The sequence below is a fragment of the Streptomyces sp. SN-593 genome (assembly GCF_016756395.1).
Lineage (GTDB): Bacteria > Actinomycetota > Actinomycetes > Streptomycetales > Streptomycetaceae > Actinacidiphila > Actinacidiphila reveromycinica.
The window spans coordinates 8,217,110-8,243,721 of record NZ_AP018365.1 but is presented as its reverse complement, the minus strand read 5'-3'; the positions used below and the strand labels follow the sequence as shown (position 1 = coordinate 8,243,721).

Genomic DNA, 26,612 nt, shown 5'->3' with positions numbered 1-26,612 from the left:
CTCACACATCAGGGCCGCAAGGAACTGGGCGCTGGGAACGGCGGAACGAGCGGGGTGGACAGCCTGACGAAATCCGGCAATCGACCGGGGAGAACGGTCGGCGGGAAGAAACGTCAGCAGGAGCGACACGCGCTGGTGGCGATCAACATGTAATCAACCACCCGGCAGCTGGTCAGCGGGGTCCACGGCATGAGCGAGAGACTGACATCCACGAGCGGGAACGGTCAAGAGTGGACCAGATCGCGAGACGCGAAGTCGTCTTGACAGGTCGGTTCTCCGCAGGAGCAGAGGCGCCAGGACCCGCGCGCCCGCGGACGACGCGCGGTCCCCGCGGGCCCGTGGCGTGCGCGCCGGGACGATGCCGCGTCCGCCTGCCAGCGCACGCTCACGTCCATCCGGGCCGTCCGGGCCGCCCGGGCCGCCCGGGCGCACGCGGGAGGTTCGCGCCCGAGCTGACGGCGTTCCCCGCGCCGGTGAGGACGAGCGCGTGCACGCCGCGGTCGGCTCCGGGCCACGGTCAGGGCGTCGCGCAGGGCGGCCCACAGTGCGGCGCCGACGGGCTTCCTTCGGTGCGGACGGTTCGGCGTCAGCGTGCGCGCGCCCCGGGCGTCCGTCGTCAGGAAAACCGGGCCCTACAGGACCCTCCCGCCGATCCGCGGAGATGACCGACGCTCCGGCGGGTGTCGCAGGCTCTGACGGGCCGCCGGGGGTAGTCGAGCGGCATCGTTCAGAGGTCCGTCGTCGGTGGTTGATCCGTGTCCGCTCGTCTTGTGCCGGTGACTGCATGCCACAGGCGCCGTATCCGGCCGGAAACACGCGCTTCCTTCAGGACGTCCGCGAGGTCGTTCAGCGCCTCGCCTTCGCGGTGCCGGTCGCCGGTCTCCCGGTAGATGAGGACTGCCTGGTTGTGGGCGGCGACGGCCTCCTCGAACCTGCGCAGCTTCCGCAGGGCGATGCCGAGGTTGTTCAGCGCGATCCCCTCGCCGTGGCGGTCGCCGGTCTCCCGGCAGATGGCCAGGTCCTGGTTGTAGGCGGCGATCGCCTCCTCGAACCTGCCCACCTCGGCCAGAGTGACACCGAGATTGCCCAGCGCCATCCCCTCCCCGTGGCGATCGCCGATCTCCCGGAAGATGTCAGCGGCCTGGGTGAGGGAGGCGACGGACTCCTCGAGCCTGCGCAGCTTCCGCAGGGCGATGCCGAGGTTGTTCAGTGCCGCCCCTTCCCCGTGGCGGTCGCCGGTCTCCCGGCAGATGGCAAGGTCCTGATGGTGGGCGTCGATCGCCTCCTCGAACCTGCCCACCTCGGCCAGAGTGACACCGAGATTGCCCAGCGCCATCCCCTCCCCGTGGCGATCGCCGATCTCCCGGAAGATGCCGGCGACCTGGGTGAGGGAGGCGACGGACTCCTGGAACCTGCGCACCTCGGCCAGGGCGTTGCCGAGGTTGCCCAGCGCCACCGCCTCGCGGTGCCGGTCGCCGGTCTCCCGGAAGATGCCGGCGACCTGGTCGTAGGCGGCGATCGCCTCTTCGAACCTGCGGACCTCCCACAGGGCGTTGCCGAAGTTGTTCAGCGCGATCCCCTCGCGGTGCCGGTCGCCCAGTCGGCGTGCGGCGGCCAGGGCGTGGTGTCCGGTGGTGATGGCGTCGCCGAAATGGCGACCCCGGCCGAGGAATACGGCCAGCGATATGGCCAGTGTGAGGGCGATGCGGGGGTGGGTGGTGGCGGTGCGGGTGACGGCGGTGACGAGGTTGGTGTGTTCGGCCTCCAGCCAGGCCAGCGCGTCGGCGCGGTCCCGGAAGCGATCGGGTACCGGCTGGCCGGGCAGGGCCCGCAGGTGGTCGTTGGCGGCGTCCGCAGTGTTCGCGAAGTGGTCCAGGAGCCGGTCGAGAGCCTCTGCCTGGTCGTCCCGGCTGTTCTGATCGCTCTGGTCGGTGTAGCCGTCCGGGTGGGTGGCCAAGTCGGTGGCGTACAGGCGCATCAGGTCGTGCATCCGCCACCGGTCCTCGGTCACGGGTTCGATCAGGTGGGCCTGGGCAAGCCCGACCGCGATCCGGCGGGCCTCGTCCGCTGGTGTGCAGGTCAGGGCGGCGACGGCGTCGAGGGACGACTCGGGGGTGGGGTTGAGCGACAGCAGCCGGAACAGCCGTGCCTGGGCCGCGGGCAGGCGCCGGTAGGACAGTTCGAACGAGGCCCGCACCGCCAGGGTCTGCCCCTCGTCGCTGTAGGACAGACCCAGCCGGGCCTGCTCGTCCCTGAGTTCCGCGGCCAAGCCGGCCAGGGAACGCCGCGGGTCGGCCTTGAGGTTGGCGGCGGTGATCTGCAGGGCCAGCGGCAGATGGCCGCAGTACCCGGCAAGTTCGGCCAGTGCCCCCGGCTCCCGCCCTGGCCGCACGTCACCCGCGCCCAGGAACTTCGCGATCATGGCGGCGGCGTCGGCGGGTTCCAGGACGGCCAGGTCGAGCAGGGTGGCGGGCAGCGAGGCCAGGGTATGGCGACTGGTGACCAGCACCCGGTGCTCTGCCCCGCCCGGCAGCAAAGGCTCCACCTGCGCAGCGGTCGACGCGCTGTCCAGGACCAGCAGCACCGCCCCGCGCTCCAGGCTCAGATCCGCCATCTGGGACCGGTACAGCCCTGCCTGCTCACCCAGGTCATCCGGCAGTTCGGCATCGGCCCCGCACACCGCCCGCAGTAGCGCACCCAGCGCCTGCTCCGCCGTGACCTGCCCCGCCGGCTCGTACCCGCGCAGATCCAGGAACAGATGACCGCCGGGAAACCAGCCCCGGCCGACGGCCTGGTGAGCGGCATGCACCGCCAGGGTCGTCTTGCCCACCCCGGCCAGCCCGGCCACCGCCGACACCACCACCGCCCCCGCACCCGCTGCCCCGCTTGCCGGATCGAGCAGCGCCAGCAGCCGACGTAGTTCCTCGTCACGGCCAGTCAGCTCACCCACCACCGGCGGCAGCGACGCCAGCGCCCGCGGCGCCGGACCCGGCCCCGCAAGATAGTCCCCGGCAACTTCTATGTGATCTCCGCCGACCTGGACGATCTTCGCGTGGCCCCTGGCCGTCGCCTCCTGGCCGATACGGCCCCGCCTGCTCCCACCCGCCGTCACCGGGTCGGCCCGGCCGTGTTCTGGTCGCCCCCGGTCTGGGTGACCTCCGCGTCATCTGAGGCAGCCGCATCCTGCACGACACGGCCGGGACCCGCCCCCACACCGCTCACGGGCGCGTTCCGGTTCCCCCCGGTCTGACTGATCCGTGACCGGCCGGACGCCGTCGCCCGCTGCCGGACACGTCGCCGGCCTGAGTGCGGCGCCGCGGGAGCCTCTTCCCGTCCCGCCCACCAGAACACGGCCGCACCGACCGCACCGGTCACGACCGTCGCAAACGCCGTCGCCACCACCCACCGGTCAGCCTCCCCCCGCGGCATCCACCCCCACGACACCACGCGGGCCCCCCACAGGCACAACACGAACGCAGCCGCCACCCCGCCGACCGCCACTGCCCACCGCACTGAGCGCAACACTCCAGCCCCCCACTCCTGCCGGTTGCTTCCAGACTTCCACCCCGAAGACCATTTGGCAGCCATATCAGGAGTAGGTGCAGAAAGCACCGATTTTTCCCCCTGAAGTTCATTGGATGCACGGAGGAGGGTGCGGGGGCGGAGGCGTGTCGGAGGAGCCGGCGTGGCCGCGGGCTGAGAACGTCCGACTGCTCAAGGTTGCCCGGTGCTCGGGACGTCCCGCGCCGCGGACCGAGCGGACGCGGTTCGACGTCCTCGACGCCGAGCACGTCGGGCCGGTGACGTGGTCAGCTCCGGACACCGCGCCGAAGAGCGGCGGCCGACGTGCTCGTAGAGGATGCGCTCGTAGAGGTGGCCGACGACCAGCGGAGCGCGAGGCCCGTGGACAGTGCGTCCGGCACCGGCGCGGCAGCGATCCCGAGCGAGCCGCTACTCCACGAGGTGAGTCATGAGAGGTTCCCGTCGGGCACCTGGTGGATGTGCATGTCGCCGCCGGTGACGGCGTAGACGGTGCCGTGGTCCTTCGCGGTGTTGGTCTGGGTGGAGGCCGCGGCGTCCGGGGGCGGTTCTGGTACGGATACGGGGGCCGGTTGATGGACCTCGACGTGGTTGTCGCGGCCGACGACGACGGGGCCGGATGCGTCGCCGCCGATCGAGACGGTGAACTCGTCTCCTGCGCGCGGGGGTTGGGCGGGCGGGACCATGACGGCTCCTAGAGTTAGCAGAGGTTGATGACCGCGGCGTCGTCGTTGTAGACGGCGTCGATGTACTGGCTCATCGCCGCCTGGTCGTCGTCGGTGATCGCGGTCGAGAGGGACGCTTCGTCGTCGGACTCCTTCTGGATGGCTGCCTTGATCTGCGGGTCGGTCGCCGTGTCGGCGGCTGCGGCCAGGTCCAGCGACAACTGCTGCTCCGAGGCGGCCCATGCCTCGTCCGCACCCGGATTCGTCGTCGGCGCCGTCGCCATGGCGGAGTCGGCCTTCTCATGCGCGTCGTTCTCCTCCTCGCACCCCGGCGGTGACGTGAGCGGATCGTCGGTGGGCGTCGAGGTGTCCGTCAGCTCCGGGGGGAGCGAGAAGGTGAACGGCGGGGTCGGCTGCGCCGCGCCGTGCGCGTCGGCCGATTGGCTGTGACTGTCGTGCGAGTCCGAGGAGCTGACCGCGTAGCCGATGCCGCCGACGAGCGCGGCGGCGGCGATCAGGGAGACGACGGTCATGACCAGGGTGCTCACGCCTGTGGCGGCCGCCCCCGCGGCCGTTGCAGCACCGGACGACGCGGTCGCAGCGCCGGAGGAGGCCGCGAGGTGCGAGGTGGCCCCCGTGCCACCGCCCCAGGAGCCACCGCCCGCGGCCGACGTGTGTGCAGCGCTGCCGGCGGTCGCACCGTGCCCGGAGAGCGCCGAGGTGCCACCTGCCCCGTGGCCCGGGGCGGCGGACGCGCCTGCCGTGCCGTGGCCGGAGGCCGTGGCCGAACCGGCGGGTGCGTGGCTCGACGTGGTCGCCGTACTGCCGGCCCCGTGCCCCGACGCGGTGGCCGGACCTGCCGTGCCGTGGCCCGACGCGGCGGACGCGCCGCTGCCGCCGTGTCCGGATGCGCCGCCCCAGGAACCGGCGTTGCCGGCACCCCCCGGTGGCTGGGCCAGGGCACCATGGCCGGCCGACGCTCCGGAGTGGGCAGAGCCGGCGGTGTGCTGGGCCATGTACTGGTGGAGGTCGAAGGGCGGTTGGCCGGCCCCGGCCTGGGCCGTCCCGCCGGCGGAGGCGTGCGCCGCGCCTGCTGCCAACTTGTGGCCGAGCGAGACGGCTTCGCCCAGCAGCGCCGCATACGCCACCCGCCTTCCGATCAACAGGGCCCGCACGGCCTGCTCGTGGAGGAAGTACGCCTGGGCCGGCCGGTCGCCCGCCGCGCGCGCCGCGAACCAGCCGCGGCCGAGCATCCGCCCCCACGCCGCGAACCTGAGCGAGCGGGCGAGCCCCGGCGCCGCGGCCTGCGCCAGCCGCACCGCCAGGTCGGGCCGTCCCGCGGCCTCGGCCGCCTCGGCGACCCGCTCGAACACAGGTGCGTGAGCAGCCAGTTCGGACGGGGTTGTGCCGGGGAGCGCCGCCCATTGGGCGAAGTGGACGCACAGCCGCTCGGCCGGGAACGGCGCAGTGAACCGCCCGCGCACCACCGGCACCGTGTCGGCGACCGACGCGTATCCGTGCTCACCGAGACGGGCCAGTCCCAGGCGCACCAGGTGGTCGCACACCGCAGCGGGGTCCGACACCTCGGCCAACGCCCCCACGTGTGCGGCCGCGACCTCGGCCTCGTCGAAAGTCGCGAGCAGGTGCAGCACCCCCATCACCGGCTGATCCGAAGCCAACTGGTCGAGCAGTGCCGGGAGCAGGCAGGTGACCTCCGCGACCCGCGGGAGCCTGGGGCCGCCTTCTCGGCGGGAGTCGGAACCGTCGGAGCGGGCCAGGGCCGCAGCCCGCAGCAGCGGTAGTGGCCGGCCGGCAGCCGCTTGCCACAACGCGGCAGCCGCGTCCCGCTCCGTGTCCGCCAACGCACCGCCCAACTCCCGCTCCAGAAGCCTCCGTCCGGCATCCTGCGAGAGGCCGGTCAGCTCAAGCGCGGTGCCGCCGCTCCACAGCGTCCTTTCCGCGGTGGCGAGGACGAAGGTCGCGTCGGGAGCGGTGTCCAGCAACTCCAGCAACTGATCGGACGACATCTCGGCGTCGTCCACGTACACCGTCACCCGCACCCCCGCCATCAGACGGGTCAACTCGGCCCGGCCCGGGGCGTATCCGGGTGCCTCGTAACAGGCCTCGAAGATGTCCTGCGCGAGGTCCTCGACGTCGCGCCGGGCACCGCTGAGGAACACGGTCCCGTCGGCGCCGGGGGGCAGGGACCTTGCGGCGTGCCGCAGCAGCGTGGTCTTGCCGACCCCCGGCGACCCCCACACCTGCACTGGTCCTCCGCCGCGGACGGCCGCGGCCAGCGCCTGTTCCGCCTCCTCCCGGCCGACCGGCGCGGGCAGGGCCCGCGGCAGTACCTCGGCCCGTTCCCGCCGCTCCGGGCGGGGCCGCTCGGCAGCCGCCACCACGGTCACCTGCGAGCCGTGCCGTGCGTCCACCACCACGTTGTGGTCGCCCGCGACCACCGAGCCGGTGACGCTGCCGCCGATGTCGATCCGGTGCACCGAGCCCGCCCCGGTGGGAGAGGAGGTGGTGTCGTCCGCGTCTGGCATGGCTCCCCCTGTGTCGTCCGGCCGTCCACAGCCCGGCCGCTCCAGCGTCAAGCTAACGGCCGTCCACCGGCCGGATACCGTCCAAGTACGGTTTCTGCACGCCGGATTCGAACCGGACGCACGTCCGCACGGTGAAGGCCCGTTGCCGAACGCTCCTCAAGTGAAGGCCAGTCGGCGCAACTCCGTGAGATTCTCGACCCAGAAGGTGCGGTAGCCCGTGGACACCACACCTGCTTCACGGAGCCTTCGCAGCGCCTTCTGCACGGTGGGCTCCGCCGCTCCCGCGAGGGTGGCCAGTTCGGGCTGCGTGATCGGCCAGCGGATGACGGCGCGGTCCGCTCCGGTGCGCTCCCCATACGTCATGATCACCTGGTAGAGCACCCGGGCCAGCCGGGTCGGCGCGTCGCAGCCGGTGAAGTCGACGCGGTGGCTCGTCGCCACCCGCAGCTTCGCGACGATCGACGCGTTGACTGCCTGGGCGATCCCCGGCTCCTGTCGCATGCAGCCGAGGAAATCCGCCCGAGTCACGACGCGCGCGACCACCGCCCCGCACGTCGTCACCGTCGCCGACCGCGGCCGCCCGTCGACCGCGGCGAACTCGCCGACCAGGTCCCCGCCCATCCGCACCGCCAGCAACGCGTCGCGGTGGTCGTCGGTGCGGGCGGTCGCCTTGACCACCCCGTCGAGCAGGACCAGCACGAACGTGGTCTCCTCCGCCTCCCGGATCACCACCCGGCCGGTCGGGTAACGGGCGAGGGAGCCCAGCGCGAGCAGCCGCCCGCGCGCCGCCGGCGTCAGCCCGCCAAGCACGCTCGCCGAGGGCCACGCCCAGCTCTCACGCGGCCACCGCCCGTTCCGCCGATGACCGCCGCCCGCCACGGCACCAGTGTGCACCTCGCCAACTGTACGGGCACGGCTGTCGGCGGCCTTCGCCCACGGGGAATCCGGCGAATCCCGTACGGATACGGGTACGGGGGCGGGCGGCTGGTGCACAGTGGGAGCGCGAGGCAGGACCGGAAGGGGACGTATGGACGCGGCACCGGAGTACCGGCCCATGGTGGCCGTGGACATCGAGGGTTCGGGAGGCCGGGGCGACGTGTCCCTGCTGCGCATACGCGAGGTGCTGGCGGCCGCGTTCCGGGAAGCGCTCGGGGAGAGCGGGATCGACGCGAAGGCGTGCCTGATCGAGGACCTCGGCGACGGCCTGCGGATGGTGGCGCCTGCGTGCGTTCCCAAGTCCCGACTGATCCACCCGTTCTTCCACGAACTGGCGGTCCGGCTGGGCGCCCACAACCGGACAGCCGCCGCCTCCACACGCATCCGCCTGAGGGTCGCCCTGCACGCGGGCGACGTCTGGCTCGCGCCCACCCGAGTCGCCGGCGGCCCGCTGGAGGTGCTCGCCCGGCTGCTCGACGCACGCCCGGCCCGCGAGGCGCTGGCCACCGCGCCCGCCACGGTGCCCGCGTCGCTGCTGGTCTCGCAGCACTTCTACGACGAGACGGTCCGGCACGGCTACCCGGGCATCGACCCCGAGTCGTTCCGGCGGGTGGAGGTCACCGAGAAGGAGTACGCCGCCGGCGCCTGGCTGCACCTGCCCGGGCTCCCGGCGGCAGCCGCGCAACCGCCCGGCGGGGAATCGGAGCGCCCGGCGGGCAGCTCGAAGATGGTCAACAAGGCTTCGGGGCACGGCGTCGTCTACGCAACGCAGAACGGCGACCTGACGGTCCACGACCGAACGCCCCGGTGAGGAGAAGTGGTCGACGTGGAGGACGAACTGGCTGCACTCGCGGGCGCCGGGGCGGTCGCGGTGGTCACCGCGATGAGCACGGAACTGTGGCAGAGCGTACGGGGACGCGTCGCCGACCTGTTCCGCCGCTCCGGCCGACGCCGCCGCGAGGTCGCGACCAGGCTCGACAGCCATGCCGCGCTGGTCGAGTCGGCCGACGCCCCCGATGCCGTACGGCGGGCCCTGACCGCGACCTGGGCAGCGGAACTGGAGTCCCTGCTGCGCGAGAACCCGGCCCACCGCGACCCGCTCGCGCGCCTCGTCGAGGAGGTCCGCAGCGCCCTCCTGCCCACCACCGCGCCCACCACCCACCTGACCCAGACCAACACCGCGCGCGACTCCAGCGTCCTCTTCGCCGTCCAATCCGGCACCCAGCCGGTCCACATGACCCCCTCCGCCGCACCCCACGACCCCGCGCCGGGAACGTAAGCCCCCGAAGCTGCACCCCTGCACCCCTGCGGCCCGGGAGACCACCGCCACCGTGGAACCGCACCAGGGCCCTGTCGGTCAGGAGGCCGCGTGCGGCTCGGGCTCCGGCTCCAGCTCCGGCCTCGGCCTCGGCCTCGGTCAGCGCAGGCGTGCGGCTGCGATCCCGCCGTCGACGTCGAGAGTGGCGCCGTGGACGAACGCCGCATCGTCGGAGGCGAGGAACCGGACCGCGTACGCCATCCTCCTGATCTTCCGTCACGACCCGCCGTCGATGGCCGCCTTCGCCGGTGGCGGCAGGCATCGATTGGTCTACACCACTGCGATCGGGCCACCGGAAGAGGTGGCCGCCGGACGCCTTCTCGGCCGCCGACCGGAGCGCTAGCATCGGACCCACCTCATGGGAGCGCTCCCACTACTCCCAGAGAGGTTCTCCCGTCCGTCCCCCCACCTCCCGAGGACACCCATGCTCCGCAGACCCGTTGCCGCGCTCGTCGCGGCCCTCTCCCTGATCGGCGGCGCCGTCACCGCGGCCACGGCCACCGCGGCCGCCACCGGCACGTCGACCGCCGCCCCCACCGCGGTCGCCGACACCTACAACTGGAAGAACGTGCAGATCGGCGGGGGCGGCTTCGTCCCCGGCATCGTCTTCAACCAGTCGGAGAAGAACCTCGCCTACGCCCGTACCGACATCGGCGGCGCCTACCGCTGGAACGAGTCCTCCCAGTCGTGGACCCCGCTGCTGGACTCGGTGGACTGGGCGCACTGGGACCGCACCGGCGTGGTGAGCCTGGCCAGCGACGCGCTCGCGCCCGACAAGGTGTACGCGGCGGTCGGCACGTACACCAACTCCTGGGACCCGGGGAACGGCGCCGTCCTGCGCTCCAGCGACCGGGGCACCACCTGGCAGGCCACCGAACTGCCCTTCAAGCTGGGCGGGAACATGCCCGGCCGCGGCATGGGCGAGCGGCTCGCGATCGACCCGAACAAGGACAGCGTGCTGTACCTGGGCACTCCCAGCGGCCACGGCCTGTGGCGCAGCACCGACTCCGGCGTGACCTGGTCCCAGGTGACGGCGTTCCCCAACCCCGGGAACTACGCCGACGACCCGACCGACACCAGCGGCTACAACAGCGACAACCAGGGCGTGGTCTGGGTGACCTTCGACCCGACCACGGGGACGAAGGGGTCGGCCACGCAGACGGTCTACGTGGGCGTCGCCGACAAGGCCAACACCGTCTACCGCTCCACCGACGGCGGCGCGACCTGGTCCCGGCTGGCCGGCCAGCCGACCGGCTACATCGCCCACAAGGGCGTGCTGGACTCGGTGAACGGCTACCTCTACCTCGCCACCAGCGACACCGGCGGCCCGTACGACGGCGCCAAGGGGCAGGTCTGGCGGTACGCGACGAAGACCGGCACGTGGACGAACATCAGCCCGATGGCGGACGCCGACACGTACTTCGGCTACAGCGGGCTGACCGTCGACCGGCAGCATCCGGGCACGGTGATGGTCACCGGGTACAGCTCCTGGTGGCCCGACACCCAGATCTTCCGCTCCACCGACAGCGGTGCCACCTGGACCCGCGCCTGGGACTACACCAGTTACCCCAACCGCTCCGACCGCTACACCATGGACGTCTCCTCGGTGCCGTGGCTGACCTGGGGCGCCTATCCGAGCCCGCCGGAGGAGACACCGAAGCTCGGCTGGATGACGGAGTCGCTGGAGATCGACCCCTTCGACTCCGACCGGATGTGGTACGGGACCGGCGCCACGATCTTCGGCACCGACGACCTCACCGACTGGGACGCCTCGGGCGGGAAGATCACCATCAAGCCCAACGTCAAGGGCCTGGAGGAGACGGCGGTCAACGGCCTGGTCAGCCCGCCGACCGGCGCACCGCTGCTCAGCGCGCTCGGCGACGTCGGCGGCTTCCGGCACACCGACATCACCAAGGTGCCGGCGATGATGTACACCTCGCCGAACTTCACCTCGACCACCGGCATCGACTACGCCGAGACCAACGCGTCCATCGCGGTGCGCGTCGGGAACATCGACACCGGCGCGCACGTGGCCTTCTCCACCGACGACGGCGCGGACTGGTTCGCGGGCACCGACCCGTCCGGGGTGACCGGCGGCGGCACCGTCGCCGCCGCCGCGGACGGCAGCGCCTTCCTGTGGAGCCCGGCGGGCACCGGCGTGCAGCACACCACCGGCTTCGGCACCTCGTGGAGCGCCTCGACCGGCGTGCCCGCGGGCGCGGTGATCGGCTCGGACCGGGTCAACGCCAAGAAGTTCTACGCCTTCTCCGCCGGGAAGTTCTACGTCAGCACCGACGCGGGCGCCACCTTCACGGCGACCGCGGCGACCGGCCTGCCCTCCTCCGGAACCGTGCAGTTCAAGGCGCTGCCGGGCACCCAGGGCGACATCTGGCTGGCCGGCGGCACCGGCGACGCGTACGGCCTGTGGCACTCCACGAACTCCGGCGCGTCCTTCACCAAGGTGAGCGCCCTCCAGCAGGCCGACAACATCGGCTTCGGCAAGGCCGCCCCGGGCGCGACCTACCAGACGCTCTACACGAGCGCGCAGGTGGGCGGGGTCCGCGGCATCTACCGCTCGACCGACGCGGGCGCAAGCTGGGTGCGGATCAACGACGACGCCCACCAGTACGGCTGGACCGGCGGCGCGATCACCGGCGACCCGCGGGTCTACGGCCGCGTCTACCTCGGCACGAACGGCCGGGGCATCATCTACGGCGACACCTCGGACACCTCCACACCTCCGACGACTCCCCCGACGACCCCGCCCACCACTCCCCCGACGACACCTCCGACGACCCCGCCGACCGTGCCGCCGGGCGGCGGCGCGACCTGCACGGTGGCCTACTCCGTCACCAACAGCTGGGCCGGCGGCTTCCAGGCGTCGGCGACGGTGAATAACACCGGCTCGTCCACGATCCCGAGCTGGTCCCTGGCCTGGAGCTTCGCCAACGACCAGCAGATCAGCTCGCTGTGGAACGGCAACCTCACCCAGACCGGGAAGAATGTGCTCGTCACGGCCCCGAGCTGGGCGACCTCACTGGCCCCGGGCGCCTCGGCGACGGTCGGCTTCACCGCGACCGTCGGCGCCACCAACGCGCCGCCCACCGGCTACCTGCTCAACGGGGCGGAGTGCACCGCCGTCACCGGCTGACCCCCGCCCCACCCCCGCGGCCGGCCCCGGCCGGCCGCGGCCTCCCTGTCCCGCGGGGCCGACCCCGGCCGGCCCCGCGGGACAGGGTTCCCCGGTGACGTCTCCCCGGAGGACCGGTCGCCGGCACAGCGGCGGCCAGGGCCCGTCATGCAGCGGGGTTAGAGGAGCGCGACGCCGCCCTGGGGCGGCTGACCTTCCATCGCACTAAGTGCTCTTACAGTTCGGCGTCGCCCCACTCCTGGACGACCACCTCGTCGCCGGTTGACAGCTTCCCCGGCCGTATCACGGAGAACTTCGCGCCGAACACCACGCCTCCGCTCGCCGCTCGCCGGTAGCCCGCGAGCGTGCGCAGGGGCTCCCGCCCCCGCCGCGCTCCGACCTCCTGCTCAACCAGAGTGACCGCACAGCGCACCGCGAGTTTGGCATAGCCCAACTCGGCCCCGCCGGTGGTGATGCGGCGTGCGCGGTCCTCGGCGTGCGGTACGGCTGCCCAGTCGCCGCCGTCGCTGTCATGACCGAGACCGTCGCGGCTGTCGACGACGATGTTCGGGCGAAAGCGGTTCATCGACAGGGGCGGGGCGCCACGCTCGGCCATCCGCCGGTTGAGGAGGGTGAGGGAGGCGCGGGACAGCAGGTGCACGGCGCTGCTGTCGGCATAGCCGGAGGGGCCGGGGGTCAGGCCGTCGGCGACCCGGTCGTGCTCCGGTGGCACGCGGACCAGACGGCTGGGGGTGCCGAGGACCTCCGAGAGCCATGCGGCGGCGTCGTCACCCTGGTCAATCCCCTGGAAGGCGGCGCCGAACAGGTCGACGTCGCGGCGCGGCGCGGACGTGGTCACGTCGAGGCGTACTGTGCCGTAATGGCCCGTGTTGTCGGCCGAGTCGAGCGTGAGTCGAGTGCCGTCGGCGCTGACGGCAGGCCGGATCAGGGCGAGGCGCGGGTGGCGGCGCTGGGTGCGGTAGACCCCGTCCTCGCTGATGACCATGAAGTTGCGGTCATGCGCGAGGCCCGCCGGCGTAAGGAGCGCATCGCTCGTCGAAGTGCCTGCGCATCCCTTGATGGGGTAGCAGATCAGATCCGTGACGACAGCCATGTGCCGCCTCCTTCGGTCGACGGCCACATGAGAACGTCGGTCTCACTGAGGTGACGTCATCAGTCCCGGAGTAATCCAACCACCTTGGAGATCCTTTCGTCAGGAGTTCTTACAGCAACGGCCCCAACCCCCCATCGCGGACATGTAGTCTACGAGTCGTCGCAGTTCAGAGCCGGTTTACGAGCTCCTGCGGCCGGTAAAGTGGAGCACAGGTGGGCAACTGGGCCACCGTGAGCCACTCGGCGTTCGCGTCGATGAACTCGCGCATGCCGGCCGTCAGGTGAAGTCGTACGTTGTCCCAGACGAGCGCGATCGGTCCGTCGAGCTGGATGCGGGCGCGGACGATCAGGTCGCGGAAGTCGCGCCGGCCGAAGCCCTTATCGCTTCTTCGCGGTCTCCCGTCGTGTGGCGCTCAAGTCGGTCGTGGAGGCGGTGGTCGCGGGCCGGCCGGTTCGGTGCCCGGATTGCCGGTGGCGGGCGCGGCGGGCGCGGTGGGCGCGGTGGGCGCACAGTTCGTACCGGCGACGTCTGGCCGATCGGCCGTTGGGCTCGAAGGGCGTGGTGATTCGGTTACGGGTGCGGAGGTACTTCTGCGACCGGAGGAGTTGTTCACGCAAGACCTTCGTCGAGCAGGTCGACGGGCTCTCCGAGCGATACCGCAGGTCGATCCCGGGCTTGAAGGGGTGGTTGCGGTCGATCGCCGTGGAGCTGGGCTGGCGTGCGGGTGAGCGGTTGTGCCGCGAGTTGCGGGTGCCCGCGGGCCGCAGCCGACTGCTCGCGCTGCTGACAGCGCCGCCGGTGCCGGCCTGCCCCACCGTGGAACCGCATCAGGGCCCTGTCGGTCAGGAGGTCGCGTCCGACTCCGACTCCGGCCCCGGCTCCGGCTCCGGCTCCGGCCTCGGCTTCGGTCAGCGCAGGCGTGTGGCTGCGATCCCGCCGTCGACGTCGAGAGTGGCGCCGTGGATGAACGCCGCCTCGTCGGAGGCGAGGAACCGGACCGCGTACGCGACGTCGACGGGGCGTACCGGAGCGCCCGCAGGAGTGCCCTTCGCCATCTCGGCAAGCTGATCCGACCTCGTCGCGTTGCCCCGGGTGGCGGTCGCCCCCGGTGCGACGGTGTTCACGCGGACACCGCGCGCGCCGTACTCCGCGGCCCACGCCCGGGTCAGCTGCTCCACAGCCGCCTTGGTCGCGGGGTAGAGGGCCTTGTACGGGACCCCCACCCGGGCCATCCACGAGCCGATGTTCACAATGGCGCCGGAGCCGCGCCCGGCCATACGCGGCGCGAGAGTGGCGACCAGGACGTGCGGGGCGCGGATGTTGGTCGCCCAAAGGGTCTGCATCTCGTCATCGGTGACCGTCTCGGTGAAGGAACCCGGGTACACGCCGGCGTTGTTGACCAGGATGTCGACGGATCCCCCGAGCACGTCCTCGGCCCGCTGGGCAAAGGCCCGGACGTCGGCAGGCTCGGCGTCGAGGTCCGCGGTCAGCGCGTGCGCCCGCCCGCCGGCCTCGACGATCGCCTGCGCGACGCCTTGCGCCCGCGCGGCGTCCCGGCCGCTGACGACGACCTCGGCACCAGAGGAGGCCAGCACCCGGGCGACGGCCTCACCGATTCCGCCCGACGACCCGGTGACCAGCGCGGTACGTCCGGCGAGCGTGGTGTCGGCGGTGAGGGAGGCCAGGAGATCTTCGTTCGTTCGCATGCCTCGATCCTCCGGCCCTCAGCCCCCGTGCACCTTGTCCGACGAGATCAGTCCCTTGCCGGATCCGGTCTCCAGGGCGACCGGCGGTGATGAGGTTGGATGTCGGTATGGACCAGCGTGTTGCCCAGAGCCTCGACCGAGCGGCCGAGGCGGTGCTGCGGCATGTGCGGAACCCGGTGAGGGCACAGGCGCTCGGGCTTCGGCTGAGCCACGTCGGCGCACCGACCGAACTCGCCTACCAGCGCTACACCCCGTCACTGTCCGTCGTCCTCGCGGGACGCAAACGGTCGATCGTCGGAGACGACGACCAGGTCTGGGGCCGTGACCGGTTCATCATCACTCCGGTCGACATCCCGGTCGTCGCGGGTGTCGTCGACACGGATCCACGGCGCGGCTTCCTGGCGGCCCGCTGGAAGCTGGCCCCGGTGCTCGTCGGGGAGGTCGCCGCCGCGATGCCGGGCAACGGTCAGCCATCCGGAAGCATGGACCGGCTCGGCACATGGACGCCCGACCTGGCCGACGCCTACGCCCGACTGCTCACCCTGCTCGACGAGCCCGAGCACATTCCCGTCCTCGGGCCCCTGGTCGCTCGGGAGATCGTGCTGCGCCTCCTGCAAACCGATCAGGCCCCCCGGGTCCTGGCAGCGGTCGACAACGGCGACCCCGTCGTGCCACACGCCGTGCGCATCCTCACCGACCGGATGGCCGAGCCGTGGTCGATGAGCATGCTCGCCAGCGAGATCCGCACCAGTCGGCCGACGTTGTTCAGACGCTTCAAAGAAGCCACGTCCATGACCCCCATGCAGTACCTCAAGCGTCTTCGCCTCGGCGAGGCCCGTCACCGCATCGTCGTCCTCGGAGAATCCGCAGCGCAGGCCGCCGCCGCGGTCGGCTACCGCAGCGCGCCCCACTTCTCCCGTGATTACCGCCTCCTCTACGGAGCATCGCCCGCTGCCGACGGTGCACGCTTGCGAGGACGACTACGCCATGGCGGAACGGACGGCCGGCTCGGTCCGGACGCTTGACTCACGGTGTGACCATCCAGTGCCGACCCGGCATGGTGGATGTGGTGGCCGGCGAACGGGAGAGGCGGGCCGGGGCCCCGGACCTCGGACCTCGGACACACGAGACACCACCCGGCCTGAGCACTCGGCGGCCTACGAGCCCGCCGACGTCGGAGGCTCCTCCGCCCCGGCTCGGCGGCCGGGGCGGAGGAGCCGGGTGCGGCCGCCGGTGTTCCGGCGGGCCACCACCCGGGGTCGCCCTTGGACGGGCTCCTCCCCGCCTACTCGTCGTTGACGATGGAGAGCGACCCGGTGCAGCCGTACCAGCCGCCGGTCGCCGCGTCGTAGACGCACGCCGCGTAGTCGACGACGCTGCCCTCGTACATGTCCTTGTTGCAGTAACCCCACTGCCCGGAGCCCAGCTTGTTCACGCAGGAGCCCCGCCGGTAGAGGCTCCCGTCGAGGTAGTTGTCCCACGAGTTGGTGGCCGAGTGGCCGTCGGCCTTGGTGTCCTTGACCCACAGCACGTCACCGTAGCGCTCGAAGCAGGCTTCGGAGCCCGTCATGGAGATGGCGTTGGCCAGGCAGTCAGCCGGCGGCGTGCTGCCGGACACGGCCGTGTTCCACTCGTACGCCTGCACGGACGGGACCGCGGTGTCCGCGGGGGTGGCCGAGGCGGTGCCCGGCACGAGGAGCAGCCCTCCCAGAGCGGCTGCCGTGGCAGCGGCGCCGAGAAGGGGGCGAAGTGTCTTCATGGGTTTCCTCTCTTCGGAGTCGGTTGCCCTCCGCGAGTGACGGGCCCGGTGCCGGCGTCCGCGTGCTGCGGCCGGCAAGAGGCGTGTGCCGCCTGGTCTACCGGCCATTCGTTGTCCGGTTTCGGGGCTGTCCCGGCGGACAACGGATTCCGGACAATAAGCCCACGCGTTCCAGGGGACAGGGGGACCCGCATGCCACGACCTGAGGGGCCGTTGGACGACGACGGCAGCGCGTTGACGCAACTGGCGGCCGGCCTGCGGCAGTTGCGGCAGCAGGCCGGCACCCCGCCCTACCGGCAGTTGGCCAGGCACGCCCACTACTCCTCGACGACGTTGGCGGACGCCGCGGCCGGCCGCCGATTACCGAGCCTGGCCGTCACCCTGGCGTACGTGCGGGCGTGCGGCGGTGACGCCGCCGAGTGGAAGGAGCGGTGGCACCGGGCGGCCGCGGAGACGGCCACGGCGGAGACCACGCAGCCGCCGCCGAGCCACACGGCGGCCGGACAGGGCCGTGACTGCCCCTACTTCGGCTTGGCCACCTTCCAACCCGAGGACGCCGAGTGGTTCTTCGGTCGAGAGGAACTGACCGCCGACCTGGAGGCGCGGATCCACGCGCACCGCTTCCTCGCCGTCTTCGGGGCCTCGGGCACGGGGAAATCATCCCTGCTGCGCGCGGGCCTGCTGCCGCGCCTCGGCGGGACGACCGCCGGTACGCCGCCCGCGGCCCGGCCCGCCGACTGGCGGACGGTGCTGATGGTTCCCGGTCCTCACCCGCTGGAGGAGTGCGCGGCACGACTGGGTGCGCTCGGCTCGGGGCCGGCCGCCGCCGTGCACGCGGAGCTGCTCCGCGATCCGCGCGCGCTGCACCTGACCGCGCTGCACCTGACCGCCGGGGACCGGCCCGGCGCTGAACTCCTCCTCGTCGTGGACCAGTTCGAGGAGGTCTTCACGCTGTGCACCGACCCTTCCGAGCGGGCCGCCTTCATCGCCGCACTGGTGACCGCGGCGGGGGCGGCCAACAGCCGCACCCGCGTCGTGCTCGGCGTGCGGGCCGACTTCTACGCCCGCTGCGCGGAACACCCCGAACTGGTCGCGGCACTGCGCGACGCGCAGTTGCTGGTCGGTCCGATGACCACCGACGAACTGCGCCGGGCCGTCACCGGTCCCGCGACCCGTGCCGGCTGCACGGTGGAGGGCGCCCTGCTGGCACGGCTGGTCGGCGACGCGGCCGGGCAACCCAACGTGCTGCCCCTGATGTCCCACGCCCTGCGCGAGACGTGGCGGCGGCGCCGCGGCACCACCCTGACCGAGAACGGCTACCTCGCCGCGGGCGGTCTGCGGCAGGCCCTCGCCCAGAGCGCGGAAACCGTCTACCGCACGCTGACACCCCGACAGGCCGCGACGGCCCGCAGCGTCCTGCTTCAGCTGATCGCCCTCGGCGACGGCACCGAGGACACCAGGCGCCGGGTTCCCCGTGCGGACCTCGCCACCGACCCGGGCGCGGGGGCCGTGCTCGACGTCCTGGCCGACGCGCGGCTGCTCACCCTCGACGCCACGACCGTGGAGATCACCCACGAGGCGCTGATCGGCGCCTGGCCGCGGCTGAGCGGCTGGATCGCGGAGGACCGCGCGGGGCTGCTCGTGCACCAGCAACTCAACGAGGCCACCGCGGTGTGGGAGCGCGAGCGGCGAGATCCGGGCACGCTCCTGCGCGGTGCGCGCCTCACCGAGGCCGCGGAGTGGGCCGGACGGCAGCGCAGCCTCCCCCTCGGCGATCGAGCCCGCGCGTTCCTCACCGCGTCCGTGCGCCACCACCGCCGGACGGCAAGGCTCCGCCGCGCCGCGGTGTCCACCCTGGCGGTACTCGCGCTTCTCGCCACCGGGACGGCGGTCTGGGCGGCGCAGCAGCGCTCGACGGCCCGCAGCGAGCGCGTGCAGGCGGTGGCGGAGCAGTTGCTGGCCCAGGCCGGGCAGACTCGTGCCATCGACCCGTCGCTGGCCGCGGAGCTGGACCTCGCCTCGTACCGCACCCGGCCGAGCCGGGAAGCGGCAACCGGCCTGATCGACAGTCAGAACGTGCCCCTGTCCACCCCGCTGACCGGCCACACCCAGGCCGTCTACGCCGTCGCGTTCAGCCCCGACGGGCACACCCTGGCCACCGGCGCGGGCGACGACACCATCCGGCTGTGGGACCTCACCGATCCCGGCCACCCCACCGCGCTGGGGCAGCCGCTGAGAGGACACACCAACTGGGTGTACTGGCTCCAGTTCAGCCCGGACGGCCGCACCCTGGCCAGCGCCAGCCGCGACCGCACCGCCCGCCTGTGGAACGTCACCGACCCGACCCACCCCAAGCCCTGGGGCCCGCCCCTGACCGGCCACACCGGGTACGTCTTCTCCGTCTCCTTCAGCGGCGACGGCCGCACCCTGGTCACCGCCAGCTACGACCACACCCTGCGCCTGTGGGACGTCAGTGACCCCGCCCACCCGCAGCCTCTGGGCGCACCGCTGACCGGCCACGCCGGCTCCGTCGCCTCGGCGGCCTTCAGCCCCGACGGCCGCACCGTGGCCAGCGCCGGCCACGACCACACCATCCGCCTGTGGAACGTCACCGCGCCCGGCCACCCCCTGTGGGCAGCACCACTGACCGGACACTCGGCAGCCGTGTACGCCGTCGCCTTCAGCCCGGACGGCCGGACGTTGGCCAGCGTCAGCGACGACCGGACGGTGCGGCTGTGGGACGTGGCCGACCCCGCCCACCCGCACAGCCTCGGCCGGCCCCTGACCGGACACACCAACACCCTCCTCGCCGTCGCCTTCAGCCCCGACGGCCGCACCCTCGCCACCGGCGGCGCCGACCACACCATCCGCCTGTGGGACGTAACCGACCCCGCCCACGCCACCCAACTCGGTCAACCCCTCCTCGGCCACACCGGGTTCGTCAACTGGCTGGCCTTCAGCCCCGACGGCCGCACCCTCGCCAGCGCCAGCGACGACCACACCGTCCGCCTGTGGAGCCTCCCGCGCACCGCCATGACCGGCCACACCGACACCGTCAACGCGATCGCCTACGCGCCCGACGGCCGCACCCTGGCCAGCGCCGCCGGCGACGGCACCGTCCGGCTGTGGAACCTCACCGACCCCGCGCAGCCCCATCCCTGGGGCCCGCCACTGGACACCCGGGCCGGCGCCGCAACCCGCGTCGCCTTCAGCCCCGACGGGCGCACGCTCGCCGCGCTCAGCGACGACCACGCCGTCCGGCTGTGGGACGTCGCCGACCCCGCGGCGCCCCGACTGCTCGGCAAGCTCGCGGTCGGCGGCACCGACTCCGTCGACGCGCTGGCCTTCGCCCCGCGCGGCGCGCTGCTCGCCACCGGGGACTCCGGCAACCGGCTGCGGCTGTGGGACGTGGCCGACCCCACCCGCCCCGCCGCGGTGGGGCCCGTCCTCACCGGGGGGATCAGCACCGTGGTGTGGGCGGGCTTCAGCCCCGACGGCCGCCTCCTCGCGGACACCAGCTACGACGACAAGGTCCGGCTCTGGGACATGGCCGATCCCGCGCACCCCCGGCCGCTGCCGTCGATCGCCACCGGGGACACCGGCGGACTCCTCGGAGCCGCGTTCGCCCCCGACGGCAATGCCCTGGCCACCGCGGGCGTCGGCCACACCGTGCAACTGTGGGACCTGCGGAGGCCCGCTCGTCCCGAGCCCCTGGGCCAGCCGCTCATCGGCCACACCGAGGCCGTCGACTCGGTGGCCTTCAGCCCCGACGGCCGCACGCTCGCCAGCGCCGGCGACGACCGGACGATACGTCTATGGGACGTGAGCGCCCCCGCGCGCGCCGTGCCCGTCCGAACCGCCATGACGGCCGGGCACACCGGCCCCGTCACCGCCGTCGCCTACAGTCCCGACGGGCACACGCTCGCCAGCGCCGGCGCGGACCACACCGTGCAGACGTCCGCCCTCGACGTCGGACAGGCCGTCACCCGCGTGTGCGCCACCACCCGCGACACCCTCACGCCCCAGCAGTGGCGGCAGGACGTGCCCGAGGCCGGCTACCAAGCACCGTGCGGCCGGTAGGCCGGCCGCCTCCAGCGCGCACCCCGGCCGGTGCAGGACCAGGCTCCCCCACCCGGCCCGCGACGCGACGGATCTCCCGGCACGGCCCGCCCCGCCCCGCAGCGGTTTTCCCGGCACGGCCCGCCGCCGAGCCCCGCGACGGGAATCAGGGGTTGGTCGATCTGGAGCCCTGGACGCCCAGCCCGCAGACCTGCGGGCCGTCGCTCCAGCGGCCACGACCGACGCCGTCGTGGCCGGCCCAGGCTGCGGAGGTATTCGCGCCGCTTGTCGGCCGTCGGCCGATCGGACGGGAAACCCGCAGGCGGGACGTGGTTCCGGCGCACTCGGCCGCTGCCGACCCGTGCACCCCGGGAGCGTGGGGGGGCGGGTCTTCGTCGTCAGGCCGCCACGGGACCGTCCGGGGACATGGTCGTCCGGCAGCCGGCAAGGAGTCGGGCGACCATGGCCCGCGCGTGCTCACGGTCGTATCCCGGGCCCAGGACGCACAGGTTGCCGACCGCTCGCATCAGTGTGTACGCGGTGACGTCCGGGTCGAGCTCGCCCCGGGCCGTCGCGGCGTCGAGGAGCGAGGCGCAGGCCGGGACCAGGGTGTCGAGCATCAAGGAGTGCAGGCTCTGCAGGCCGGGGTCCTCGGACTGGAGTGCCGCCCCCAGCCCGTGCTTCGTGACGAGGAACTCCACGAACGCGTCCATCCATCGCGACAGGGCCTCGCCCGGCCTCGGCGACCCGGCGAGATCGGCGGCGAGTCGCGCGCACTCGTCCACCTGGTGCCGGTAGACGGCGACGACCAGCTCCGCCCGGGTGGGGAAGTGGCGGTACACGGTGCCCAGGCCCACGCCGGCCCGGCCGGCGATGTCGCGGATGGGCGCCTGGACGCCTTGCTCGACGAACACCTGCGCCGCGGCCGCGAGCAGGGACTGGCGAGTGCGCTCGGCACCCGCCGCTCTGGAGCCGACCGATCGGGACAAGATCTCACCTCTGGTTCGCGGAACATTGTTCCGCTAGCATGGACGGAACATCGTTCCGCCAAGTATGCGGCACGCGCCTTCCCACAGAAAGTCCGCACATGATCACTCCAGCGCCATCCCCGGCGAAGACCGTCGCGATCAAGCCCGTCACCGTTCCCACCGGTGACCGGGCGGTGCCCCTCCAGGTCAAGGTGACCGCACCGGCCGAGGGCCGCGGCCTTCCGGTCATCGTGTTCTCCCACGGCAACGCGTGGTCGATGGACGGCTACGAGCCGCTGGTCGACCGCTGGGCCGCCGCCGGCTTCGTCGTCGTGCAACCGACCCACCTGGACTCGCGCCGCAACGCCATAGGGTTCGACGATCCGCGCTTCGGCGCCATCTGGCGCGTGCGCATCGATGACCTCCACGCGGTGCTGGACCACCTCGACGCCGTCCTGGCCGAGGCAGGCGACCTGATCGACCGCGCCGACCGGACGGGCGTCGCCCTCGTCGGGCACTCCTGGGGAGCCCAGACCGTCGGCACCCTGCTGGGCGCCCGCGTGTTCGACGCCCAGGGCACCGCGGGCGAGGACTTCTCCCACGGCGGAGCGAAGGCGGGCGTGCTCATTGCCGCGACCGGCACGGGCGACTCGCTCACGCCGTTCGCCGTCGGGCACCTGCCCTTCATGAGGCCGGACTACTCCACCATGACCACGCCGGCGCTCGTCATCGCGGGCGACAAGGACCAGTCGAAGATGTCCACGCGGGGACCGGACTGGTTCCTCGACGCCTTCGACCTCAGCCCCGCCCCCAAGCGCCTCCTCGTCGTCCCCGGCGGAGAGCACACCCTGGGCGGCATCGCCGGGGAAGCCGTGAGCGAGACCACCGACACGGACGCCGACCGGGTCGCCCTCGTCGCCGACGCCGTCACCGCGTACCTCCTCGACGCCCTCGGCCGCGACCCCGATGCATGGTCCCGCTTCCGTGCCGACACCGAAGCCGTCGAGAAGGCGTCCTTCCAGCACAAGGACTGACCCGGCCCCGTGCTGCCCCTTCCCGGCCCGTCGCGCGCTGCACGGCAGCGGCGGGCCGGAATGCCTCTCGCACGCACCGCGCCGGTGATGCACCGAAGCCCGGCGGCCGAAGCGAGAAGCCAGAAGTCCACGCTGAGCCACGCCCTGGTCAACCGTTGCTCCCGTGCTCCGGAGCAACGCCCCTCGGGGCCCTCAGGGCCCCTCAGGTTTCGCAGCCCCTGGAGATTCCATGACCGACCACATCGCCATCCCCGCCCGCGCGGGCGTCGACCTGTCCGGACCGCTCGTCTCGGTCGCTCCGGTCGCCTTCCCCTCCCGCGACCGCCCGGCGGAACTTCAGGTACGACTGACCGCGCCGTTGACGGACCGGGCGCTGCCCGTCGTCGTCCTGTCGCACGGGCACGGTCCGTCCGAGTACGTCTCGTCGCTCTACGGCTACGCCCCGCTCGCCAACCATCTCGCGGCCAGCGGGTTCGCGGTCCTCCAGCCGACCCACCTGGACTCGGCCACCCTCGGCCTGCGGCACGCCGACAACCCCGAAGCCCCCTTGTACTGGCGATCCCGCGCACGCGACGTGTCGTCGGTGCTGGACCACCTGGGTGTTCTCGACAAGGTCGTCCCGGACGTGGCAGCCCGCATGGACACCGGCAGGATCGCCGTCGTCGGCCACTCGATGGGCGGCCACACGGCGGGCATGATACTGGGCGCCCAGCCGCGCGACCCCACCACGGGGCACAGGGTGAACGCGAGGGACGAGCGAGTGAGCGCCGGAGTGGTGATGGCCGCGCCGGGACGCGGAGGTGATGCCCTCGATCCCCGTGCCGCCCGTCACTACCCCGTCCTCAACGACACCGACTTCACCACCATGGCACCTCCGACCCTGGTCGTAGCAGGGGACCAGGACCACGCCCACCACCTGAACGTCGTCGGAGCCGCGTGGCAGACCGACGCCTTTCACCTGTCGCCGGGGCCCAAGTTCCTCCTCGACGTCCACGGCGGTGAGCACAGCCTCGGAGGAATATCCGGCTACGACTCCGCGGAGACGACGGACGAGAACCTCACCCGCGCACTCCTGGTCCTGGAGACCACCGCAGCGTTCCTGCGCACCCAACTGGGCGTCGACGACCAGGCGTGGAGCGTGGCGACGGCACGGCTGGCCCGCGAACACGCCGCCTCCGCAACGGTCCACGAGAAGCGGTAGGACATTCCTCGATGGACGGACGCACAGTTGCGCCGCGTCCAGTAGGGCGGCGACTTCCACGTCGCGCCGGATCGGGGCGCCGACCGGACGCCCGGCCGGCTCATCCGGGTGTGGGCGGTGGCCCTCGGCGGCGACGTCTACGTCCGGTCGGCGACGCGGAACCCGCGGTGGTTCCACTCCGCCGTGACGTATGGGCGCGGTGCGGTCGCCGTCGCGGACGGGGAACTGCGGGTGGCGTTCTCGCCGGTCGGCGACGAGGCGACGAGGCGACGAACGACCGGGCCGGCGAGGCGTTCCGCGCCGAATACTCCAAGGATCCGTACTTCTCCGAGGACCTGCTCAAGAACCCGCGACACCGGATCGCCCGCATCCGTCCGCTCGACCCCTGACAACCCGCACGGTCGTGCGACATCTCGCGTACGACGGTACTCAGGACGACTGGATGCCACCGTCGCGGGAGAGGACGACTCCGGTCATGCAGGGGGCGCGGTCACCGAGCAGCCGGACGGCGACCTCGGCGACCCCGGCGACCTCCTCAGGCCCGGCCGGCTCCAGTTCGCCGTGAGTGTCTCCGTGTGGATTGCCGTCCTCACCCTGATTGCCGGCCCGGTCGACCGCCCGGTCGACGGCACGCTCGCCGGAGCAGTCGGCGCACGGTGTCCCGGGTGATCGGAACGGCGAAGGGACTCCCGCCTACTCGTAGGCTGTCAGCAGCGAAAACCGACCACGGATGCTCCCGAAGCCCATGCTCAGCCCTCCGCCTGTCCTGCCATCCGAACCCGTACACGTCCACGAGCAACTAAAGAAAATCGGCGCCTCCACCCGATAGAGTCCCAGCTCAAGAAGCGTCGTCCCCGCACCCGCGGGGGTCCTCCCTCCTCGGGGGTGAGTGGCGCTTCCATGTTGTCGTCGTCCCCGCACCCGCGGGGGTCCTCCTCAGCCGCTGTACGGCCGGGAGTCCCCCGGACTGTCGTCCCCGCACCCGCGGGGGTCCTCCGCTGATTCTGCACCAGCATGTCCAGACCCACGAGGTCGTCCCCGCACCCGCGGGGGTCCTCCCCCCCGAGTGCCGGCGCCTTCGGCACCGGCCGGGTCGTCCCCGCACCCGCGGGGGTCCTCCGCGTGGGTCGCGGCGGGCGGCGGCCTGGTGATGGTCGTCCCCGCACCCGCGGGGGTCCTCCGACATGCGGCGCATTGCCAGCGAGCAGCGCGCGGTCGTCCCCGCACCCGCGGGGGTCCTCCCAGGGCGCCGCTGCCGGCGGTCACGAGCGCGGTGTCGTCCCCGCACCCGCGGGGGTCCTCCAGGGGTCATCTACCTGGTGGCGAGCCGCATCTCGTCGTCCCCGCACCCGCGGGGGTCCTCCTCCCCCCGACGACGTATGCCACGCGCACCCAATGTCGTCCCCGCACCCGCGGGGGTCCTCCGGCGCAGCGCCGGTTCGACCTCGGCGCGGTGAAGTCGTCCCCGCACCCGCGGGGGTCCTCCGGAACAGGCCCGGTTGCTGTTCGGGCCGGTAAAGTCGTCCCCGCACCCGCGGGGGTCCTCCCCAGCGGATCCCGGCAGACTTCCGGCTCTACCGGTCGTCCCCGCACCCGCGGGGGTCCTCCGGCGTCAGCGGCCCCGTGGGGGTGCCGCAGCCTGTCGTCCCCGCACCCGCGGGGGTCCTCCCGGTCTGCCCCTGCGGGGTCCACTCCTCGACGCGTCGTCCCCGCACCCGCGGGGGTCTTCCTGACGACGCTGTCTCAGGCGCAATTGGCCATGTGTCGTCCCCGCACCCGCGGGGGTCTTCCGGACCCGCCCATCATGTCGCTCACCGTCGCCGAGTCGTCCCCGCACCCGCGGGGGTCTTCCCTCGATGCGCATCGGTGCGACCGTGCCGTGCGGGTCGTCCCCGCACCCGCGGGGGTCTTCCCCACGAACGCCATCGCGGAGGAACTGGTGGCCGGTCGTCCCCGCACCCGCGGGGGTCTTCCGGGGAGGCGGCCGCGGTCGTCGGGCCCCGCGGTGTCGTCCCCGCACCCGCGGGGGTCTTCCCTCGCGCAGGCACTCGTTCAACGGCTCGTCAGCGTCGTCCCCGCACCCGCGGGGGTCTTCCGGGAAGGGGGAGAGGGGGAATTCGGCGCCCAGGGTCGTCCCCGCACCCGCGGGGGTCTTCCGGTAGACCAGTAGCGGGCTTGGCGCTAGTGGTAGTCGTCCCCGCACCCGCGGGGGTCTTCCCCAGCTGCAGCAGCGCGACGAGCAGCGCCGGCTGTCGTCCCCGCACCCGCGGGGGTCTTCCCGCCCTCTTCCAGCATCTCGGTGGCGTCGATGAGTCGTCCCCGCACCCGCGGGGGTCTTCCCGGCGGTCGGCGGATGGCCGCCAGGAGTGGAGGGTCGTCCCCGCACCCGCGGGGGTCTTCCGTCCGCGATCCGCACCTCCACGGTCGGGTCAAGGTCGTCCCCGCACCCGCGGGGGTCTTCCTCACCGGGCTGTACGCGGCGGAGGTGCAGGCCACGTCGTCCCCGCACCCGCGGGGGTCTTCCCTTCGACGACAGCAGCACCGCGACGACGGTGTTGTCGTCCCCGCACCCGCGGGGGTCTTCCGCTGTAGGTCGGCTTCGCGACAGTCGTTGACTGGTCGTCCCCGCACCCGCG

The 26,612-nt window shown here is 72.8% G+C and carries 15 protein-coding genes, 2 pseudogenes and 1 CRISPR repeat array (1 of these 18 cut by a window edge); of the genes and pseudogenes, 8 read left to right on the top strand and 9 right to left on the bottom strand.

Annotation, left to right across the window (positions count from 1 at the left end):
* Nucleotides 1–727: 727 nt before the first annotated feature.
* From RVR_RS34745 to RVR_RS34730, 4 genes are all read right to left on the bottom strand, one after another.
* Complete coding sequence (locus RVR_RS34745) at nucleotides 728–2,950, bottom strand: tetratricopeptide repeat protein (RefSeq protein WP_202237893.1); 2,223 nt, start codon at nucleotides 2,948–2,950, stop codon at nucleotides 728–730.
* 1,018 nt (nucleotides 2,951–3,968) lie between these two features.
* Complete coding sequence (locus RVR_RS34740) at nucleotides 3,969–4,226, bottom strand: hypothetical protein (protein ID WP_202237892.1); 258 nt, start codon at nucleotides 4,224–4,226, stop codon at nucleotides 3,969–3,971.
* A gap of 14 nt (nucleotides 4,227–4,240) precedes the next feature.
* Nucleotides 4,241–6,751: an ATP-binding protein gene (locus RVR_RS34735; RefSeq protein WP_202237891.1), complete on the bottom strand. Its 2,511-nt coding sequence runs from the start codon at nucleotides 6,749–6,751 to the stop codon at nucleotides 4,241–4,243.
* Between the two features lie 156 nt (nucleotides 6,752–6,907).
* Nucleotides 6,908–7,645, bottom strand: a complete 738-nt coding sequence (locus RVR_RS34730) for a Crp/Fnr family transcriptional regulator (RefSeq protein WP_237405151.1) — start codon at nucleotides 7,643–7,645, stop codon at nucleotides 6,908–6,910.
* 133 nt (nucleotides 7,646–7,778) lie between these two features.
* Here RVR_RS34730 and RVR_RS34725 point away from each other — a divergent pair, with 133 nt between their 5' ends.
* The 3 genes from RVR_RS34725 to RVR_RS34710 all read left to right on the top strand — a co-directional run bounded on the left by RVR_RS34725 (nucleotide 7,779) and on the right by RVR_RS34710 (nucleotide 12,156).
* Nucleotides 7,779–8,498 (top strand): hypothetical protein, encoded by a 720-nt coding sequence (locus tag RVR_RS34725; protein ID WP_202237890.1) that lies wholly within the window; start codon nucleotides 7,779–7,781, stop codon nucleotides 8,496–8,498.
* 6 nt (nucleotides 8,499–8,504) lie between these two features.
* A complete protein-coding gene (locus tag RVR_RS34720; protein ID WP_237405150.1) occupies nucleotides 8,505–8,966 on the top strand; it encodes a hypothetical protein in 462 nt (153 codons plus the stop codon).
* Nucleotides 8,967–9,429: 463 nt separating this feature from the next.
* Nucleotides 9,430–12,156 (top strand): cellulose binding domain-containing protein, encoded by a 2,727-nt coding sequence (locus tag RVR_RS34710; RefSeq protein ID WP_202237889.1) that lies wholly within the window; start codon nucleotides 9,430–9,432, stop codon nucleotides 12,154–12,156.
* Between the two features lie 214 nt (nucleotides 12,157–12,370).
* Here the strand turns inward: RVR_RS34710 and RVR_RS34705 are convergent, their stop codons facing one another.
* The 3 genes and pseudogenes from RVR_RS34705 to RVR_RS34695 all read right to left on the bottom strand — a co-directional run bounded on the left by RVR_RS34705 (nucleotide 12,371) and on the right by RVR_RS34695 (nucleotide 14,955).
* Nucleotides 12,371–13,249: an MOSC domain-containing protein gene (locus tag RVR_RS34705; protein ID WP_202237888.1), complete on the bottom strand. Its 879-nt coding sequence runs from the start codon at nucleotides 13,247–13,249 to the stop codon at nucleotides 12,371–12,373.
* Nucleotides 13,250–13,433: 184 nt separating this feature from the next.
* Nucleotides 13,434–13,628: pseudogene (locus tag RVR_RS39265) on the bottom strand (transposase domain-containing protein); the annotation flags it as partial.
* 529 nt (nucleotides 13,629–14,157) lie between these two features.
* Nucleotides 14,158–14,955 carry an SDR family NAD(P)-dependent oxidoreductase gene (locus tag RVR_RS34695; protein ID WP_202237887.1) on the bottom strand — a complete coding sequence of 266 codons (798 nt, stop codon included), beginning with the start codon at nucleotides 14,953–14,955 and terminating at the stop codon, nucleotides 14,158–14,160.
* A 107-nt stretch (nucleotides 14,956–15,062) separates the two neighbouring features.
* Here RVR_RS34695 and RVR_RS34690 point away from each other — a divergent pair, with 107 nt between their 5' ends.
* Nucleotides 15,063–15,980 (top strand): AraC family transcriptional regulator, encoded by a 918-nt coding sequence (locus tag RVR_RS34690; protein WP_202237886.1) that lies wholly within the window; start codon nucleotides 15,063–15,065, stop codon nucleotides 15,978–15,980.
* A 260-nt stretch (nucleotides 15,981–16,240) separates the two neighbouring features.
* Here the strand turns inward: RVR_RS34690 and RVR_RS34685 are convergent, their stop codons facing one another.
* Nucleotides 16,241–16,714 carry a hypothetical protein gene (locus RVR_RS34685; protein ID WP_202237885.1) on the bottom strand — a complete coding sequence of 158 codons (474 nt, stop codon included), beginning with the start codon at nucleotides 16,712–16,714 and terminating at the stop codon, nucleotides 16,241–16,243.
* Between the two features lie 192 nt (nucleotides 16,715–16,906).
* Between RVR_RS34685 and RVR_RS38775 the strand changes: the two genes are divergently transcribed.
* A complete protein-coding gene (locus RVR_RS38775; protein ID WP_202237884.1) occupies nucleotides 16,907–20,794 on the top strand; it encodes an nSTAND1 domain-containing NTPase in 3,888 nt (1,295 codons plus the stop codon).
* A 377-nt stretch (nucleotides 20,795–21,171) separates the two neighbouring features.
* On the opposite strand, the gene RVR_RS34675 is transcribed toward RVR_RS38775, so the two are convergent.
* Nucleotides 21,172–21,762, bottom strand: coding sequence for a TetR/AcrR family transcriptional regulator (locus RVR_RS34675; protein WP_202237883.1), 591 nt, complete (start codon nucleotides 21,760–21,762; stop codon nucleotides 21,172–21,174).
* Between the two features lie 98 nt (nucleotides 21,763–21,860).
* On the opposite strand from RVR_RS34675, the gene RVR_RS34670 reads away from it, so the two are divergent.
* The 3 genes and pseudogenes from RVR_RS34670 to RVR_RS39260 all read left to right on the top strand — a co-directional run.
* Nucleotides 21,861–22,775, top strand: coding sequence for an alpha/beta hydrolase family protein (locus tag RVR_RS34670; protein ID WP_202237882.1), 915 nt, complete (start codon nucleotides 21,861–21,863; stop codon nucleotides 22,773–22,775).
* A 229-nt stretch (nucleotides 22,776–23,004) separates the two neighbouring features.
* On the top strand, nucleotides 23,005–23,976 hold the full coding sequence (locus RVR_RS34665; protein WP_202237881.1) for an alpha/beta hydrolase family protein: 972 nt from the start codon (nucleotides 23,005–23,007) through the stop codon (nucleotides 23,974–23,976).
* 63 nt (nucleotides 23,977–24,039) lie between these two features.
* Nucleotides 24,040–24,645 (top strand): annotated as a pseudogene (locus RVR_RS39260) (DUF2255 family protein); the annotation flags it as partial.
* Between the two features lie 178 nt (nucleotides 24,646–24,823).
* Nucleotides 24,824–26,612: direct repeats of the CRISPR family, unit length 28 nt; unit sequence GTCGTCCCCGCACCCGCGGGGGTCTTCC; it runs 1,171 nt beyond the window's last position.

What these genes read in the sequence shown, in the direction of transcription:
- RVR_RS34670 (WP_202237882.1), top strand. Translation starts at nt 21,861, where the DNA reads ATGATCACTCCAGCGCCATCCCCGGCGAAGACCGTCGCGATCAAGCCC.
- RVR_RS34665 (WP_202237881.1), top strand. Translation starts at nt 23,005, where the DNA reads ATGACCGACCACATCGCCATCCCCGCCCGCGCGGGCGTCGACCTGTCC.
- RVR_RS34710 (WP_202237889.1), top strand. Translation starts at nt 9,430, where the DNA reads ATGCTCCGCAGACCCGTTGCCGCGCTCGTCGCGGCCCTCTCCCTGATC.
- RVR_RS34695 (WP_202237887.1), bottom strand. Translation starts at nt 14,955, where the DNA reads ATGCGAACGAACGAAGATCTCCTGGCCTCCCTCACCGCCGACACCACG.
- RVR_RS34740 (WP_202237892.1), bottom strand. Translation starts at nt 4,226, where the DNA reads ATGGTCCCGCCCGCCCAACCCCCGCGCGCAGGAGACGAGTTCACCGTC.
- RVR_RS34725 (WP_202237890.1), top strand. Translation starts at nt 7,779, where the DNA reads ATGGACGCGGCACCGGAGTACCGGCCCATGGTGGCCGTGGACATCGAG.
- RVR_RS34685 (WP_202237885.1), bottom strand. Translation starts at nt 16,714, where the DNA reads ATGAAGACACTTCGCCCCCTTCTCGGCGCCGCTGCCACGGCAGCCGCT.
- RVR_RS34690 (WP_202237886.1), top strand. Translation starts at nt 15,063, where the DNA reads ATGGACCAGCGTGTTGCCCAGAGCCTCGACCGAGCGGCCGAGGCGGTG.
- RVR_RS38775 (WP_202237884.1), top strand. Translation starts at nt 16,907, where the DNA reads ATGCCACGACCTGAGGGGCCGTTGGACGACGACGGCAGCGCGTTGACG.
- RVR_RS34705 (WP_202237888.1), bottom strand. Translation starts at nt 13,249, where the DNA reads ATGGCTGTCGTCACGGATCTGATCTGCTACCCCATCAAGGGATGCGCA.
- RVR_RS34735 (WP_202237891.1), bottom strand. Translation starts at nt 6,751, where the DNA reads ATGCCAGACGCGGACGACACCACCTCCTCTCCCACCGGGGCGGGCTCG.